13 protein-coding genes are annotated in these 16,475 nt (G+C 68.4%); 10 read left to right on the top strand and 3 right to left on the bottom strand.

Annotated features, from left to right (window positions below):
- Positions 1-530 precede the first annotated feature (530 nt).
- The 4 genes from folE to AC5YGJ_RS16415 all read left to right on the top strand — a co-directional run bounded on the left by folE (position 531) and on the right by AC5YGJ_RS16415 (position 6,809).
- Positions 531-1,142 carry a GTP cyclohydrolase I FolE gene (gene folE, locus AC5YGJ_RS16430; protein WP_004141296.1) on the top strand — a complete coding sequence of 204 codons (612 nt, stop codon included), beginning with the start codon at positions 531-533 and terminating at the stop codon, positions 1,140-1,142.
- Between the two features lie 112 nt (positions 1,143-1,254).
- On the top strand, positions 1,255-2,724 hold the full coding sequence (locus AC5YGJ_RS16425; RefSeq protein WP_249842408.1) for a DUF3375 domain-containing protein: 1,470 nt from the start codon (positions 1,255-1,257) through the stop codon (positions 2,722-2,724).
- Positions 2,711-3,412, top strand: coding sequence for a DUF4194 domain-containing protein (locus tag AC5YGJ_RS16420; protein ID WP_249842409.1), 702 nt, complete (start codon positions 2,711-2,713; stop codon positions 3,410-3,412). The genes AC5YGJ_RS16425 and AC5YGJ_RS16420 overlap by 14 nt, the downstream gene beginning before the upstream one ends.
- 16 nt (positions 3,413-3,428) lie before the next feature.
- On the top strand, positions 3,429-6,809 hold the full coding sequence (locus tag AC5YGJ_RS16415; protein ID WP_496187152.1) for an ATP-binding protein: 3,381 nt from the start codon (positions 3,429-3,431) through the stop codon (positions 6,807-6,809).
- A 98-nt stretch (positions 6,810-6,907) separates the two neighbouring features.
- Here the strand turns inward: AC5YGJ_RS16415 and AC5YGJ_RS16410 are convergent, their stop codons facing one another.
- Positions 6,908-7,684: a sulfite exporter TauE/SafE family protein gene (locus AC5YGJ_RS16410; RefSeq protein ID WP_249842411.1), complete on the bottom strand. Its 777-nt coding sequence runs from the start codon at positions 7,682-7,684 to the stop codon at positions 6,908-6,910.
- An 81-nt stretch (positions 7,685-7,765) separates the two neighbouring features.
- Between AC5YGJ_RS16410 and AC5YGJ_RS16405 the strand changes: the two genes are divergently transcribed.
- A complete protein-coding gene (locus AC5YGJ_RS16405) occupies positions 7,766-8,158 on the top strand; it encodes a YchJ family protein (RefSeq protein WP_279920637.1) in 393 nt (130 codons plus the stop codon).
- Here the strand turns inward: AC5YGJ_RS16405 and AC5YGJ_RS16400 are convergent.
- Positions 8,140-9,411, bottom strand: coding sequence for a GGDEF domain-containing protein (locus AC5YGJ_RS16400; RefSeq protein ID WP_496187151.1), 1,272 nt, complete (start codon positions 9,409-9,411; stop codon positions 8,140-8,142). The genes AC5YGJ_RS16405 and AC5YGJ_RS16400 overlap by 19 nt on opposite strands.
- A 150-nt stretch (positions 9,412-9,561) precedes the next feature.
- Here AC5YGJ_RS16400 and egtB point away from each other — a divergent pair, with 150 nt between their 5' ends.
- The 5 genes from egtB to AC5YGJ_RS16375 all read left to right on the top strand — a co-directional run bounded on the left by egtB (position 9,562) and on the right by AC5YGJ_RS16375 (position 14,853).
- Entirely contained in the window at positions 9,562-10,833 is a 1,272-nt protein-coding gene (gene egtB / locus AC5YGJ_RS16395; protein ID WP_496187150.1) for an ergothioneine biosynthesis protein EgtB, read from the top strand.
- Positions 10,830-11,804: an L-histidine N(alpha)-methyltransferase gene (gene egtD / locus AC5YGJ_RS16390; protein WP_309337997.1), complete on the top strand. Its 975-nt coding sequence runs from the start codon at positions 10,830-10,832 to the stop codon at positions 11,802-11,804. Before egtB ends, egtD begins: the two co-directional genes overlap by 4 nt.
- 81 nt (positions 11,805-11,885) lie before the next feature.
- Positions 11,886-13,136 (top strand): lytic murein transglycosylase, encoded by a 1,251-nt coding sequence (locus AC5YGJ_RS16385; protein WP_249842416.1) that lies wholly within the window; start codon positions 11,886-11,888, stop codon positions 13,134-13,136.
- 62 nt (positions 13,137-13,198) lie between these two features.
- Positions 13,199-14,065 carry a D-hexose-6-phosphate mutarotase gene (locus AC5YGJ_RS16380; RefSeq protein ID WP_496187149.1) on the top strand — a complete coding sequence of 289 codons (867 nt, stop codon included), beginning with the start codon at positions 13,199-13,201 and terminating at the stop codon, positions 14,063-14,065.
- Between the two features lie 26 nt (positions 14,066-14,091).
- Positions 14,092-14,853, top strand: a complete 762-nt coding sequence (locus tag AC5YGJ_RS16375; protein WP_496187217.1) for a GYF domain-containing protein — start codon at positions 14,092-14,094, stop codon at positions 14,851-14,853.
- Between the two features lie 52 nt (positions 14,854-14,905).
- On the opposite strand, the gene AC5YGJ_RS16370 is transcribed toward AC5YGJ_RS16375, so the two are convergent.
- Positions 14,906-16,093 (bottom strand): benzoate/H(+) symporter BenE family transporter, encoded by a 1,188-nt coding sequence (locus AC5YGJ_RS16370; protein WP_496187148.1) that lies wholly within the window; start codon positions 16,091-16,093, stop codon positions 14,906-14,908.
- Positions 16,094-16,475: the final 382 nt, after the last annotated feature.

Here is a 16,475-nt window from a genome sequence, read left to right as displayed (position 1 = left end):
GGGTGGGGCAGCGGGGGCCGGACGGTGCAGGACACGCCGCAAGTACGTCCCTGTAGGCTCGGCCGCGGCATCCATGCCGCGGACGGTCCTGCACCGCCCGACCCCCGCGGCCCGCCCATCACCGTGCGAGCGCGGTGGGTTGGCTCTTTAAAGGCAAGAGCGGTAGCGCCGGGCCATGCCCGGCGGCTCCTGGTCGCACCGCTTGGCTCGCCGGGCATGGCCCGGCGCTACCGGTGCGCTCGCCGCAGCCATGAACCCCAGCTTTTGACCCCGCTTTCGGGCGGTCCGGCCGCGCCCGCAGGAAACCGTCAGGGAGGGGGAGAGGGGGCTGCGCAGGACCGTTGGCGCCATGGATGGCGCCATCGAGCCCCCAGGGACGGGTTCACGGCGTGTCCTGCGCAGCCCCCTCTCCTCCTCCAAACCGATAGCAACGACGCGCCAGCAACGACCCCCCGATGAACCGTCCCCACAGGACGACCCACCCCCCGGTCGGGTACGATGCTCGCCCCCCGTTCGGGACGCTGTACGCAATGAGCAAGAACAACGAAAAGGCCGCCCCGCAGGGCGACGTGACCCAGGACCAGGCCGAGGATGCGGTGCGCACCCTGCTGCGCTGGGCCGGTGAGGACCCGTCCCGCGAAGGCCTGCTGGATACCCCCCGCCGTGTCGCCGAAGCCTATGGCGACTGGTTCAGCGGTTACCGCGACGACCCGCGCGCCTACATGGAGCGGACCTTCGAGGAAGTGGCCGGCTATGACGAACTGATCGTCCTGCGCGACATCGAGTACGAAAGCCACTGTGAACACCACATGGCGCCGATCATCGGCCGCGTGCACGTCGGCTACCTGCCGGCCGGCAAGGTGGTGGGCATCAGCAAGCTGGCCCGCGTCGTCGAAGCCTACGCCCGCCGCTTCCAGGTGCAGGAGAAGATGACCGCGCAGATCGCCCAGTGCATCCAGGATGTGCTGCAGCCGATCGGCGTCGGCGTGGTCGTCGAAGGCGCCCACGAATGCATGACCACCCGCGGCATCCACAAGCGCGGCGTCAGCATGGTCACCTCCAAGATGCTGGGCAGCTTCCGCGACGACGCGCGCACCCGCGCCGAGTTCCTGCGCTTCATCGAAGTGGGCGGCAAGCGCTGAGCCGCGTGCCCGCACCCCGCCGGCCCGGTGTGGCCGGCATGCTCACGGCTGCCCGCGCGGCAGCCGTGCGTGACGGCGCGTCCCTGTCAGCCCTACAGACCTCTTTCGCTGCATGAAGCATCGCGAACGCATCTCCCGTTACCGCCATCTGCGCGAACAGCCCCAGTGGAAGCTGCTCGCCGCCGACCACGCCCCGGAAATCATCGGCCTGCTGCAAGGGCTGCTGATGGACGGCGAGCGCACGCTGCCGTCGTCGGTGCTCAACGAGCGCCTGCAACGCGCACTGGACCAGCTCAACGGCGATGAACTGTCGCGCGAGCTGCCGCGTACCGCGCAGGCCTATATCGCGCACTGGCTGGCCCAGGGCTGGCTGGAACGACGCCTGCCCGAAGGTGCCGACCAGGAGCAGTACGAGCTGTCCACCGCCGCACTGCAGGCGATCCGCTTCGCCGATGGCCTCGAGCAGGCCCGCGTAGCCGCCACCGAAAGCCGCCTGGCGCTGGTCATCGAACAGCTTTCGCAGCTGGCCGCGCAGACCGAATCCGATCCGGACGCACGCCTGTCGGCGCTGCGCGATGAGCGTGACCGCATCGACGCCGAGATCGCCCGCGTCGGCGCCGGCCGCGTGATCGCGCTTGATGGCAAGCGCGCGCTGGAACGTGCGCGCCAGATCATCGGCCTGGCCGACGAACTGACCGAAGACTTCCGCCGCGTGCGTGACGACTTCGAGCAGCTCAACCGCGATTTCCGCGAACGCATCATCGACGACGAAGGCGAACGCGGCGACGTGCTGTCGCAGCTGTTCGAAGGCGTGGACGTGATCGGTGAAAGCGACGCTGGCCGCAGCTTCCAGGCGTTCTGGCGGCTGCTCAACGACGCCGAGCAGAGCGCGCAGCTGGATGCCGCACTGGAAGCGGTGCTGGCGCGTGGCTTTGCCCGCCGCCTGGACCGCAACGAGCGCAACTTCCTGCGTGGGTTCACCAGCACCATGCTCGAGCGCGGTGGCCAGGTGCACGACGTGCTGCAGAACTTCGCGCGCAGCCTGCGCGGCTTCGTGCAGAGCCGTGGCTACCTGGAACAGCGCCGCCTCAACCAGCTGCTGAAGCAGGCACAGTCCGAAGCGCTGGCGCTGCGTGACGAGTTCCCCGCACAACGCGGCATCGGTCGCGACCTGCAGCTGACCACCAGCCGCCTGCGTTCGTGGTCGCAGTGGAAGCTGCACGATCCGCGCAGTGCCCAGGTCGATGGCAACGTCGAGTACAACGACGCGGCCGCGATCAGCCTGGAAAGCGTCGGCGATCTGGTGGCCTCGTCCGAAATCGACTTCCGCACCCTGCGCCGCGACCTGCACGACCTGCTCGATGCACAGCCGCGGCTCAGCATTGCCCAGGCCCTGTCGCAGCGCGAAGCGCCGCAGGGGCTCGGCAGTGTCATCGGCTACCTGTCGCTGGGCACGCGCTTCGGCAACGTGGTTGCCGGCGAGCAGGAGCTTGCGCAATGGCGTGGTGGCGACGGCCAGATCCGTCGCGCCCGCATCCCGCTGGTTTGGTTTACCCAGGAGAGACGCCATGAGCTGGCATGAAGATCCCATCGACGCATCGCAGGCCGACGTGGCGGAAGACGCCTACGAGGCCGAGCCGGTGGCGACCATGGCGCAGCCCCGCCGTGGCAACGACGTGTACTACCTCGGCGATACCGGGCGGCTGCCGCTGGATGCGCGCCGCGCGCTGTGCCAGCTGCTGATCGGCCCCAGCATCGACCAGCTGCGCCACGCCAAGCTGTGGCCGGCGCTGATCCGCAGTGAAGCGGCGATCCGTTCGGCACTGGCTGACCTGTTCCTGGAACTGGTGCTCGACCGTGACAGTGGCGTGGCCTTCACCCGCCAGGCGGATACCGAAGACGTCGATGCGCCGGTGCTGCTGCGCACCTCGCCGCTGACCTTCATCGACTCGGTGCTGCTGCTGTTCCTGCGCCAGCAGCTGGCCGAGGCCGATGCGCGCGGCAACCGCGCGGTGGTCGCCGACGCCGAGATGGCCGAAGCGCTGGCCATCTACGAAAAGAACCTGTCCACCGACCGCGCTGGCTTCAACCGCCGCGTCGCCTCGGCCGTGCAGAAGATGAAGGACAACCACATCCTGACCCGCCTCAGCGGCCAGGAAGACCGCCACGAAGTCTCGCCGGCGCTGAAGCTGCTGTTCTCCGCCGAAGACGTGTCCCAGCTTTCGGCGGTCTACCGCCAGCTGCGCGAAACCCCGGCCGCCGAGGCCTGAGAGACCCGACCATCGCATGGCTATCTCCAAGCACACTCCCGCCCTGTTCAACGAAGGCCTGCCGGACCCGCGCCTGCAGCAGTTCCGCATGCGCCGCCTGCAGGTGCACAACTGGGGCACCTTCAACGGCCTGACCGAAGTGCCGATCGCCGAGCGCGGTTTCCTGTTTGTCGGCCGTTCCGGCTCGGGCAAATCGACCCTGCTCGATGCCATGTCCGCGCTGCTGACGCCGCCGGCCATCGTCGACTTCAACGCCGCCGCGCGTGAAGCCGAGCGCAGTGGCCGCGACCGCAACCTGGTCTCCTATGTGCGTGGCGCCTGGGCCGACCAGCAGGACAGCGGCACCGGCGAGATCGCCACCCAGTACCTGCGCAAGGGTGCCACCTGGACCGCACTGGTGCTGGAGTACCGCGCTGGCGATGGCCGCGTGGTCAGCCTGGTGCGCCTGCTGTGGATCTCCGGCAACGGCACCTCGGCCGGTGACGTGCGCAAGCACTACATGATCGCCGAGCGTCCGTTCGACATCGCCAAGGATCTCGGCGGCTTCGACCTGGACCTGCGCAAGCTCAAGCAGAAGCTGGCCGACCTGCACCACTTCGACACCTTCTCCGGTTACGCCGAGCGCTTCCGCGACCTGCTCGGCATCGACAACGAGATGGCGCTTCGCCTGCTGCACAAAACGCAGTCGGCCAAGAACCTGGGCGACCTCAACGTCTTCCTGCGCGACTTCATGCTCGACACGCCGAAGACCTTTGACGCCGCCGAGCGCCTGGTCAGCGACTTCGCCGAGCTCGATGGCGCGCACCAGGCCGTGGTCACCGCGCGCCGCCAGGTGGAGACCCTGCTGCCGGCACGCGCCTACTACAACGACCTGAAGCGCATGCATCGCCAGCGCGGCGACGACGAAGCGCTGAAGCTCGGCGTCGACAGCTTCCGCGAAAGCCGTCGCCAGGCGCTGATCGAAGCGCGCCTGCGCGAGATGGACGTGCGCGACCGCGGCCTGCTCGGCGAAGAAGCCCAGCGCCGTGCCGCACTCGACAACCACACCGAACGCCTGGCCGAACTGGAACTGCAGCGTCGCCAGCAGGGCGGTGAGCGCATCGAGGAACTGGAACGGGAGCAGGGCCGCGCCGAAGCCGAGCGCGACCGCCGCCAGGCCAAGCGCGAACAGGCTCGCGAGGCCGCACAGCAGCTGCAGGCCGAACTGCCCGACGATGCCCATGGCTTCGCCGAACTGGTCGAGCGCGCGCAGAACGAACTGCAGGACCGCCAGCGCGCCTCGGCGGCACTGGACGATGCCATCAGCGACCGGCTGGGCGGCAAGCGCGATGACGAGCGCCGCTTCGGTGAAGTGCGCCTTGAGCTGGAGGCGATGCAGCGCACGCCGTCCAACATTCCTGCGCCGATGCAGAAGCTGCGCGCGCGCCTGGCCGAGGAAACCGGCATCGCCGAAGCGGCGTTGCCGTTCGTCGGCGAGCTGATCCAGGTCCGCTCGGAAGAACAGGGCTGGCAGGGCGCCATTGAACGCGTGCTGGGTGGCTTCGCGCTGTCGCTGCTGGTCGATGACAAGCACTACAACGAGGTGGCCGAGTGGGTGAACCGTACCCACCTGGGCATGCGCTTCACCTACTACCGCGTACGCCGCAACGATGAAGCGTTCGCCCGCGAGCCGTCGGCCAAGTCGCTGCTGCACAAGCTGGAGCTGCGCGACCACGTGTTCGAAGGCTGGCTGCGCCGTGAACTCGGCAAGCGCTTCGACTACGAGTGCGTGGATGCCAAGCAGCTGCGCAACGTCGACCGCGGCATCACCCGCGAAGGCCAGGTCAAGCATCCCGGTGACCGCTTCGAGAAGGATGACCGCAGTGCCGTCGGCGATCGCCGTCGCTGGATCCTCGGCTTCAACAACCACGACAAGGTCGGCGCCTTCGAGCGCGAAGCGAAGGAACTGGCCAAGCGCATCGCCGGCTGCGAGACCGACATCGCGCGCCTGCGTGGCCAGCGTGACCGCGACAACGAACGTCGCCTCGCCTGCCACGAGCTGGTCAGCATCAACTGGAACGAGATCGACATCGCCGCCCCGCAGCAGCGCCTGAGCGATATCGAAGCGACCCTGCGCGATCTGCGCGAAGGCAACGCCGACCTGGCCAAGCTGGCCAAGCAGATCGACGCGGTGCGCGCCGATATCGAGCAGTCGCGCCGCACCTATGAAGACGTCCGCGTCGAGCGTGGCCAGCTGGTCAAGGAACGCGATCGGCTCGACCGCGCGCGCCAGCAGAGCCGTGCGCTGGTGCTGCCGACCCTGGCCCAGGAGCAGGAAGCCGGCCTGGCCGAGCGCCTGCAGGAGCAGGGCCCGCTCAGCCTGGAAACGCTGGAGGCGCACATGCGCCAGGTCAGCAATGCACTGAACGAGCAGCTGTCATCCTCGCAGCAGGACCTGAACCGCATCGAGAACCAGCTGGTCGGTTGCTTCCGTCGCTTCATCCAGCAATGGCCGGAGGAATCGGGCGACTTCACCGTGTCGGTGGCCTCGGCCGAGGACTTCCTGGCCCGCCTCGAGCGCCTGGAACGCGACGGCCTGCCGCAGCACGAAGAGCGCTTCTTCGATCTGCTGCAGAACCAGAGCAAGAACAACCTGCTGGCGCTGCAGCGCCACAGTGCCGAGGCCCGCAAGTCGATCGGCCAGCGCCTGGACGAAGTGAACGCCAGCCTGGAACAGGTGCCGTTCAACCGTGGCACGCTGCTGACCATCGAGCTGAGCGACCGTCGCCTGCCGGAAGTCGGCGAGTTCCAGCAGCAGCTGCGCGAGGTGCTGTCACAGCAGCAGACTGAACAGCGCGAGCTGGCCGAATCGCAGTTCACCGTGCTGCGCCAGCTGGTCAACCGCCTCGGCTCGCAGGAAGGCGAGGACAAGCGCTGGCGTGAACTGGTGCTGGACGTGCGCATGCACGTGGAGTTCATCGGCGTCGAGCTGGACGCGGAAACGCGCCAGCAGGTCGAGATCTACCGCAGCGGCGCCGGCAAGTCCGGTGGCCAGCGCCAGAAGCTGGCCACCACCTGCCTGGCCGCCGCGCTGCGCTACCAGCTCGGCGGTGCCGACAGCCAGCTGCCCAGCTACGCCGCGGTGGTGCTCGACGAAGCGTTCGACAAGGCCGATAACGAGTTCACCGCGCTGGCGATGAACATCTTCGACAACTTCGGCTTCCAGATGGTGGTCGCCACCCCGCTGAAGTCGGTGATGACGCTGGAACCGTTCATCGGCGGCGCCTGCTTCGTCGAGATCAGCGGCCGTCACGACTCCGGCGTGCTGCTGATCGAGTACGACGAAGAAGGCAAGCGCCTGAAGCTGCCCGAGCGCAGCCGCCAGCAGGCCAGCGAACCGGAAGAAGCCGAGGCCTGACCCGGCCGGTTGAACGGGAATGCCGGCCAGCGGCCGGCACTACCGCGGGGTGGGTTCATGACCCGATAGTGCCGGCCGCTGGCCGGCAACACCCACCATCAACCGCGCAACGTATCCCACGCCATCCGCGCGATCAGCACCACCACCAGGCCCACGAACAGCTTGCGGATGAAGGGCGTGCCGCCCTTCAGTGCCAACCGCGTGCCCACCACCGAACCGATGATGTTGGCCGCCGCCATCGGCAGCGCGAACAGCCACAGGATGTTGCCGGTCGGCACGAAGAACGAGATCGCTGCCATGTTGGTGGCCAGGTTCACCACCTTCGACGCTGCTGAGGCGCGCAGGAAATCCAGCCCGAAGAAGCGCACGAACAGGAAGATCAGGAAACTGCCCGTACCCGGCCCGAAGAAGCCATCGTAGAAGCCGATCGCCGCACCGATGGCCAGCGCGATGGCCAGCTCGCGGCGGCCGATCTGCTGGGGCCGGTGCAGCGCGCCGAAATCCTTCTTCCACAGCGTGTAGGCCAGCATCGCGATCAGCAGCACCAGCACCAGCGGGCGCACCGCGTCCTTGGGCAGCAGGCTCACCGCCGTGGCGCCGGCGAAGGAAAACACGAAGGCCGTACCCGCCGCGAACAGCACCGGCTTCCACGGGAAACGCACGTTGCGCGCATAGCGCCACGCCGCCGCACCGGTGCCGAACATCGAGCTGAACTTGTTGGTGCCGAACAGCATCGCCGGCGTCTGCTGCGGCAGCACCGTGAACAGGCCCGGCAGCTGCACCAGCCCACCGCCACCGACGGCGGCATCGACCAGGCCGGCGATGAACGCGATCACCACCAGCCACCACAACTCAGGGGGAACCAGTTCCAGCACGGCGATCAATCAAGGTGGGGGCGCGACAGCATACGCCTATCGGTGATGGATGCTGGCCGCGTCCCGCGCGACAATGCCGGCATGAGCCGAACGCCTGCTGATCCCTGCCCCTGTGGCCTGCCCGCCGACTATGCCGCCTGCTGCGGCCGCTTCCATGCCGGCGCGGCCGCACCCGATGCCGAGCGGCTGATGCGCTCGCGCTACAGCGCCTACGTGCGCGGCCTGGCCGACTACCTGCGCCAGACCTGGCACCCGGACACCCGGCCTGCCGAGTTGTCGCTGCAGGATGCGCCCGGCCAGCGCACGCAGTGGCTGGGCCTGACCGTGCACGAACATACGGTTACCGGTGCCGACAGTGCCGAGGTGCGCTTCACCGCCCGCTATCGGGTCGGCGGCGGCAGCGCGGTGAAGATGACCGAGCACAGCCGCTTCCGGCAGATCGACGGCCGCTGGTACTACCTCGACGCGGTCTGAGCGTCCGCTGACGCGTGCACCTGGTTGCGGCCGGCGCCCTTGGCCGCATACAGCGCCTGGTCGGCGGCCTTGACCACCGCCAACGGACGCGGGTCGGTGCGGCTGTCGGCCAGCCCGATGCTCACCGTCACCTGCACCACCTGGCCGCTGCCACCGCGTCCGCGCTGCTGGCGCCCGGCCTCGTCGTCACGGCTGCGCGTACTGCGGTCACGCAGCTGCATTCGGGTGTCTTCGATACGCTGCCGCAAGGCCTCCACTGCATCCACGCAGGCCGCCGCCGGGCGGTCCAGGAACACTACCGCGAACTCTTCGCCCCCGTAGCGGAACGCCTGGCCGCCGTCGCCCACCCGCGCCAACCGCGAGGCCACCAGGCGCAGTACATCGTCACCGGTATCGTGGCCATGGGTATCGTTGAATGATTTGAAATGGTCCACGTCCACCATCGCGATGCTGAAGGTGCCGCGCGCCCGCTGCAGGGTCTGGTTGAACGCGCGCCGCCCGGGCAGGCCGGTCAGCTCGTCGCGGAAGGCCATGTGGAAGAATTCCTGCAGCATCGCGCCCAGCATCAGCAGCAACGCGGCACTGCTCAGCGCGGGCAGCAGCACCGGCTGCAGGAACACCCGCGGCAGCATCCACCACAGGCACAGCAGGGCCAGCAGCATGGCCGTGTGCAATGGTCGCGGGTATCGCCATGCGTGCCAGGCCAGCGCGGCGGTGGCCAGCAGGAACAGCAGGGCCGGCAGCTGCGCCAGCGCGTTCCAGCTGGCCGGGATCCAGGCCCAGTGACGGTCAGACAGAAGATCGTGCATCCCGCGTGGCTGCTGCACCGCCAGCAGCAGGAAGATCATCAGCGCCACACCCCACACCACGCCGCGCAGCAGCAGATCGTGACGACGGCGTCCGCGTTCGGGCCACAGTGCCAGCCCGCCGAACAGCAGCGGCACCCATGCTGAGACGGCGTGGAAGCGCAGAGGGGTCAACGGGTCGACATGACCACGGCGCAGGTAGCCGCCGACATCCTGGTGCAGCAGAGCGAACACCAGCGCCACCACCAGCAGCAGGCACAGCGTGCGCATCTGGTGGTAGAGCAGGGCCAGGCCTGCACCGAGACAGGCCAGCAGCCAGGGCAGGATGCGCTGCGCCGGGCTGGCCACGTCCTCGTTGCCCAGCGCCATCCACAGCACCAGCACGACCAGCACGGCGGGCAGCACGAACAAGTAATGCGCAGGCTGGCGGAGCGGATGCAGGGGCACGCAGGAAGTCCAGTGCGGTGACAACGCGGCCGCAGCACTGCCGTTAGCGGCGTTGACGCACGCTTCTTGAATGCGAGCCGGTCATCCATGTGAACGCGGTGACGCCAGACCATGACATCGCACTCACCCGCTGGCGCCGATCCTGCGGCCATGGACAGCGTACCCGTCGCCGTCGCTGCCCCGCAGCGCGATCTCGCCCGTCAGTTCGCCCGTGTGCGCAACCGCAGCGTGCAGCTGGCGGCGCCCCTCAGCGCAGAGGACGCCATGCTGCAGAGCATGGCCGACGCCAGCCCCAGCAAATGGCACCTGGCCCACACCACCTGGTTCTTCGAACGCTTCGTGCTGGCCGGCTTCCCGGCTGCAGCTGCGCATGACCCTGCCTGGGATTACCTCTTCAACAGCTACTACAAGAGCATCGGTCCGGCACACGCACGGCCGCAGCGGGGCCTGTTGTCGCGCCCCTCGCTGCAGCAGGTCTACGACTATCGCCAGCAGGTCGATGCACATGTGCAGGCACGGCTGGCCAACGGCGATCTTGATCCGCAGGCACTGCAGCACCTGCAGCTCGGCCTCCAGCACGAGCAGCAGCACCAGGAACTGCTGCTGACCGACATCAAGCATGCGTTCTGGTGCAATCCGTTGCAGCCGCCGTATCGCGAGGATCTGCTACCGGCCAGCAGCATCGCCAGCGCACAGGGCTGGGTCGAATCGCCCGAGCGCATCGTCACCGTCGGCGCTGCCGCCTGGCCTCGTCACGTCGCCTTCGCCTACGACAACGAGTCACCGCAGCATCGGGTGCTGCTGCCCGCCCACGCGCTGGCCGAGCGCCCGCTCAGCAATGCCGAATACCTCGACTTCATCGAGGCCGGTGGCTACCGCGAACCGCGCTGGTGGCTCAGCGAGGGTTGGGCACTGCGCGAAACCGAAGACTGGCAGCATCCGCTGTACTGGGACGATACCCTGCAGCGCGAATACACCCTGGGCGGCTGGCGCGAACTGGATCCGCATGCACCGGTCTGCCATCTCAGCTACTACGAGGCCGATGCCTGTGCCCGCTGGGCCGGTGCGCGCCTGCCCAGTGAATTCGAATGGGAGGCGGCCGCCACATCACGGCCGGTGAGTGGTCATTTCGCCGATGACGATCACCTGCATCCGCAGGCCGCGCAGGGCCACGGCCTGCGCCAGCTGTTCGGCGATGTCTGGGAATGGACCCACAGCGCCTACGGCGCCTACCCGGGTTTCCGTCCGTTCGCCGGCAATCTCGGTGAATACAACGGCAAGTTCATGTGCGGGCAGTGGGTACTGCGCGGCGGCAGCTGCGCAACCCCCGGCGGCCACGTACGTGCCAGCTACCGCAACTTCTTCATGCCGCCGGCGCGTTGGCAGTTCTCCGGCCTGCGCCTGGCCCGGGATCCAACATGAGTACAGTGCACGACGCCCTGCAGGCGCTCACCGACCTGACCCCGGGCCGCCAGCAGATCCTGGCCGATGCGGTGGCAGGCTTGTCGCGGGCCTCGCGCCAGCTGCCCTCCAAGTACTTCTACGATGCGCGCGGCTCGCGCCTGTTCGAGCAGATCACCCAGACCCGCGAGTACTACCCCACACGCACCGAACTGGCCTTGCTTGATCGTGTCCTGCCGGACATCGTACGCGCCGTGGGTCCGCGCCTGCACGTGGTGGAACTGGGCAGCGGCAGTGGCCGCAAGACCGCGCTGCTGCTGGCCGCGTTGCAGGACCCGGTGGCCTACACCCCCATCGAGATCTCGCGGGCGGCGCTGTTGTCCAGCATCGACCATCTGGCGCCGGCGCTGCCCGAGGTCGAGATGCTGCCGGTATGCGCCGACTTCACCCGGCCTGTCGCCGTGCCCACACCCGAGCGCCGGCCTGCACGCCGGCTGCTGTTCTTCCCCGGTTCCACACTGGGCAACTTCGCCGAAGAGGATGCGGTTGCCCTGCTGCGCGCGATGCGCCACACCATGGGCGCTGATGGCCTGGCCCTGGTTGGCATCGATCTGCACAAGGACCCGGCGCTGATCGAAGCGGCCTACAACGATGCGCAGGGCGTCACCGCCGCGTTCACCCTCAACCTGCTGGCCCGGCTCAACCGCGAGATCGGCAGCGATTTCGACCTCGACGGCTTCCGCCATCGCGCCCGTTACAGCACCGCGCGGCTGCGCATCGAGACCGACCTGGTGAGCCGCTGGGCGCAGGATGTCCATCTCGGTGGCCGAACTTTCCATTTCGCCGCCGACGAACCCATCCGCGTGGAGTACAGCCACAAGTACACCGATGACAGCTTCGATGCGCTGCTGCTGCAGGCCGGCCTGCAGGTCGTGCAGCGTTGGGATGCCGACAGCCCGGCCTACGGCCTGCGGCTGCTGCGCGTCACCTAGCGGCCGGCAGCCGGCGCCGCTTCAGGTTCAGGGGCGGCGCTCGGCCTAAGATGGCCCTGCAACGGCAACACGGAGGACGCCATGCCCACCCTGACCACGCTCGGCCTGGCGGCCGCTCTGGCAACGGCACCACAAGCGCCGGCAGCAGCGACCACCGCCGGCGATCCGGCGTTTGTCCGCTGCATGGCTGGCCTGCAGACGACCGCCGGCAGCCGCGGCATCAGCGCCGAGCGCTTCGCTGAGATCACCGCCGGCCTCACGCCGGACCCCAGCGTGCTCGGCCTGCTCGACGCGCAGCCGGAATTCACCACGCCGATCTGGGATTACCTGGCAGCACTGGTTGACCGCCAGCGCGTGGACGACGGGCGCGCCCTGCTGCAACAGCATCGCGATCTGCTGCAACGCGTGTCGGCCCAGTACGGCGTCGACCCGGCCACCATCGTTGCGGTCTGGGGTGTGGAAAGCGACTACGGGCGCGTGTTCGGCAAGCGCCCACTGCTGCAGTCGCTGGCCACGCTGTCCTGCGCCGGCCGCCGCCAGCCGTTCTTCCGCGGTGAACTGCTGGCCCTGCTCACGCTGATCGACCGTGGCGACCTGCAGGCACAGGGCTTGACCGGCTCCTGGGCCGGCGCCTTCGGCCATACCCAGTTCATGCCCAGTACCTATGCGCGTATCGCCGTCGATGGCGATGGCGATGGCCGCCGCGACCTGGTCGGCAGCATTCCCGATGCGCTGGCGTCCACCGCCAACTATCTCAAGCGTGCGGGCTGGCGCACTGGCGAGCCGTGGGGCATGGAAGTACGCGTGCCGGCCGGCTTCAATGCCAGCCAGGCCGGTCGCACCCAGCGCCGCGCGCTGGCGGACTGGCGCACACTGGGCGTGACCGCGCTGGATGGAAGCGCAGTGGTGCCGCCCAATCTGCCGGCCGACGCGCGCGCGGCTCTGCTGCTGCCCGCCGGCAGCAACGGCCCGGCATTGCTGGTGTTCCGCAACTACGACGCCATCTACAGCTACAACGCCGCCGAAAGCTATGCGCTGGCGATCGCCACGCTGGCCGACCTGCTGCGCGGCGGCGGTGGGTTGGCCACCGCCTGGCCGACAGACGATCCCGGCATCGGCCGCGACGAGCGCCGCCAGCTGCAGACCCTGCTGCTGGCGCGTGGCCACGATATCGGTGCCGCCGACGGCATGATCGGTGCCGCCACCCGCCGTGCGATCCAGGCCGAACAGCAGCGCCTCGGCTGGGCCACGGCGGACGGTCGTGCCGGGCAGCGCATCCTGCGCACGCTGCAGCAGGAAGCGGCGGCCGGCACCGCCCCCGCCGCGCGTTAGGTCTTGCCGTTCGCACACTGGCCGCGACATCATCGCCGCGGCCACCAAAAGAGCGTCAGCGCATGCAATCGACTCCGGACATCAGCACCGGCCTGTTCCACGGGCTTGAGGCGTGGTTGGTAAGGACTCCCGCCGCCACTGCCGCCATCAGCGTGTTCGGTGGACAGCTGCTGTCATTCATTCCGGAAGGACAGCCGGACCTGCTGTGGTTGTCACCCACGCGCGCCGCGCTGCCGACGCCGATCCGCGGGGGCGTGCCGGTGTGCTGGCCCTGGTTCGGTCGCCAGGACCAGAGCGATGATGTACCGGCGCACGGCCTGGTGCGAACCGCGCGCTGGCAGCTGCTGCAGGCCCGGTATGACGATCACGGTGCGGTGGAACTGCAGCTGGCGCCTGTGGATGTCAGTGCGTCCGGCCTGCACATGCAGATGCAGCTGCGCATCGGCCACCAGCTGCGCCAGCAGCTGACCACCGACAACATCGGGTCCTCGCCGCTGACCTTCACCCAGGCCCTGCACAGCTATTTCAGGGTGGGCGACGCCAGCCGGGTCGAGGTCGAAGGCCTTGACGGCCTGCAGTACCTGGACAAATACGAGGAGGGCGCGCCGCCGCGACAGCAGCAGGGTCCATGGTCGCTGCGTGACCGGCGTGACCCGGGCCGTAGCGACCGCATCTATACCGGCGCTGCTGGCCACTACCTGCTGCGCGATCCGGTGCTGCAGCGGCAGATCGAGATCCGCAGCGAAGGCAGCCAGACCCTGGTGGTCTGGAATCCCGGCGCCGACGCCGCAGCGAAAATGGCCGATGTCGGCGATGGCTGGCGCGACTATGTGTGCCTGGAAGTGGCCAATGCCGGACCGGAGCGGATTACTCTTGCGCCGGGCGCGCGCCACCAGATGGCGCAGACCCTGGGCAGTGCCTCACAGTGACGATGGATTCAACAGGGATGGGCCGCATGCAGGATGCGCAGTGGTGGTATGCCAACAGCAGACAGAGCGAGGGACCGGTGGACCTGGCCGGGCTGCGCCGCCTGCAGCAGGACGGAACCGTGACCGCGCGTACGCTGGTGTGGCGGGAGGGAATGCCGTCGTGGCGACCACTGGCCGAACTGGATCCATCGGTGGCCGCCGCCGAGCCGGTCGCGCCTTCGCCGGAGCCTGCTGCTGCCACTGCGGTCGCCGTCGCAGATCGCGCCGACCCCTATCGCGCACCCGCAACGGCGCCCATCGCCACGCCGGTGGCAGGGCTGGACGGTGACATGGCTCTGTATGCCGCCGTGGTCGGGGGCAACTTCCCGATCTACCGTCAGCGCTGGCGGCTGGACCAGGGGGTTGCCGATGGCCGCGGCACCTGGCACTGGCCGGCATTCCTGATCGGCGTGATCTGGATGGCGTACCGCAGGATGTACCGGCTCGCCGCCATCTGGGCCGGCACGCTGGTGTTCTTCAGCATTGCCGAAATGCTGCTGGGGGTGCCTGAAGGCCTGTCGGTGATCATCACCCTGGGGCTGAACACCACCGCTGCGCTGTATGCCAACCGCTGGTACCTGGCCCACTGCCAGCGCGAGATCGCCCGCGCCAGGGCGCAGGCTGGAGGCGATGAGGCACGCCTGCACAGTGTGCTGGCCGCGCGCGGCGACACCCATGCGCCGGCCGCGGCCATGGTGGCCATCGTCGTCGTCGCGGTGATACTGGTGGCGCAGGGGCTTGCCGGCTGAGGCCGGCATGGTGATCACCTGCGCCGGCGGCGTCGCGGGCTGACCTGATCGTTCAGGCCGTCGTCCTGGCCCGCAGCACAAGCAGGCACAGCGCACCGGCCACCAGGCCCCAGAACGCCGAGCCGATGCCGGCCAGGGAGACGCCGGAGGCGGTGACCAGGAAGGTGACCAGTGCGGCCTCGCGGTCGCGCTCCACCGCCAGCGCACTGGCCAGGCTGTTGGCGATGGTGCCGAACAACGCGATACCGGCCACGCAGGCCACCAGCTCCTTCGGAAAGGCAGTGAACAGTGCGGCCACGGTGGCACCGAACAGGCCGATGAGAATGTAGAACGCGCCAGCGGCCATCGCGGCGATATAGCGGCGCGCCGGATCCTCATGCGCATCGCCACCCATGCAGATCGCCGCCGTGATCGCCGCCAGGTTGAGTGCATAGGCACCGAAGGGCGCCAGCAGTGTATTGACCACACCGATCCAGCCGATCAGCGGCGACACCGGGGCGTCGTAGCCGGACGCGCGCATCACCGCTACGCCCGGTATGTTCTGCGAAGCCATGGTGACCACGAACAGGGGCAGGGCGATGCCGGCCACCGCCGTCCATGACAATGAGGGGGTCACCCATTGCGGTACCGCCAGTTGCAGCTGCACCTGCTGTGCGTGCAGCAGGCCACGACTGGCCGCAACCGCAATGCCGACCAGCAGGGTGGCGATGACCGCATAGCGCGGGAACAGGCGACGTCCGGCCAGCCAGGTGGCGAACATCGCCAGCGCCAGCAACAGCTGGGTGTTCATTGCCACGAACACCTCCAGGCCGAAGCGCAGCAGCACCCCGGCCAGCATCCCGGCAGCCAGCGCCATCGGCACCCGTTGCATCAGCCGCGCAAAGATGCCGGAGAACCCGGCCAGCATGCCCAGCACGGCGGCAAGCAGGAAGGCACCGGTGGCTTCGGCAAGCGACGCGCCGCCGGCACCGACCACCAGCATGGCCGCGCCCGGGGTCGACCATGCCGTCACCACCGGCACCCGATAGCGCAGCGACAGCCCGATGCAGGTTACGCCCATGCCCAGCCCCAGCGCCCACATCCACGAGGCGATCTGCGCCTGGTCGGCACCCACGGCCTGTGCGGCCTGGAACACGATCACCGCAGAACTGGCGAAACCGACCAGCACGGTGATGAAGCCGGCGACGATTGCCGGTACCGAAAGATCGCGCCACCAGCCATGCCGCACCTGCATGTTCATTGCTCTGTCTCCACTGTGCATCCCTGCATTGTGCATCCCTGCATTGATAGGGGTTGCGGCGTTGACCGCGCAACGCGCGGGCAACGCCGCAGTGATCGTCGAGCGTAGGTCATGCGTGATGTCGTGGCGCTTCTGTCATCAACATGCAAAAAAGAGCTTGACGAAATCTGCGGGATCTCTAGAATTCGCCCCCTTGCTGCAGCGCATCGCTTCTTCGGAAACGGCACGCGAGCAGCGACGCCACCACCGACGAACGAGATGATCGAACGAAGGTGTTGACGGACTCGAAAAGTCCGGCATAATAGGCGGCTCGCAACGACGAAAGACTCTCGGGTCTAACGACGGAGCAGCATCGGCAACAACGTCCACTCCGGTGAGGCGA

The sequence above is a fragment of the Stenotrophomonas sp. CS3K5 genome (assembly GCF_059515225.1).
This window is presented reverse-complemented; position numbering and strand designations above follow the sequence as displayed.

Excerpts from the sequence above, each read along its gene's own strand:
- folE (WP_004141296.1), top strand. The coding sequence starts at position 531 with ATGAGCAAGAACAACGAAAAGGCCGCCCCGCAGGGCGACGTGACCCAG.
- AC5YGJ_RS16425 (WP_249842408.1), top strand. The coding sequence starts at position 1,255 with ATGAAGCATCGCGAACGCATCTCCCGTTACCGCCATCTGCGCGAACAG.
- AC5YGJ_RS16420 (WP_249842409.1), top strand. The coding sequence starts at position 2,711 with ATGAGCTGGCATGAAGATCCCATCGACGCATCGCAGGCCGACGTGGCG.
- AC5YGJ_RS16415 (WP_496187152.1), top strand. The coding sequence starts at position 3,429 with ATGGCTATCTCCAAGCACACTCCCGCCCTGTTCAACGAAGGCCTGCCG.
- AC5YGJ_RS16405 (WP_279920637.1), top strand. The coding sequence starts at position 7,766 with ATGAGCCGAACGCCTGCTGATCCCTGCCCCTGTGGCCTGCCCGCCGAC.
- egtB (WP_496187150.1), top strand. The coding sequence starts at position 9,562 with ATGGACAGCGTACCCGTCGCCGTCGCTGCCCCGCAGCGCGATCTCGCC.
- egtD (WP_309337997.1), top strand. The coding sequence starts at position 10,830 with ATGAGTACAGTGCACGACGCCCTGCAGGCGCTCACCGACCTGACCCCG.
- AC5YGJ_RS16385 (WP_249842416.1), top strand. The coding sequence starts at position 11,886 with ATGCCCACCCTGACCACGCTCGGCCTGGCGGCCGCTCTGGCAACGGCA.
- AC5YGJ_RS16380 (WP_496187149.1), top strand. The coding sequence starts at position 13,199 with ATGCAATCGACTCCGGACATCAGCACCGGCCTGTTCCACGGGCTTGAG.
- AC5YGJ_RS16375 (WP_496187217.1), top strand. The coding sequence starts at position 14,092 with ATGCAGGATGCGCAGTGGTGGTATGCCAACAGCAGACAGAGCGAGGGA.
- AC5YGJ_RS16370 (WP_496187148.1), bottom strand. The coding sequence starts at position 16,093 with ATGAACATGCAGGTGCGGCATGGCTGGTGGCGCGATCTTTCGGTACCG.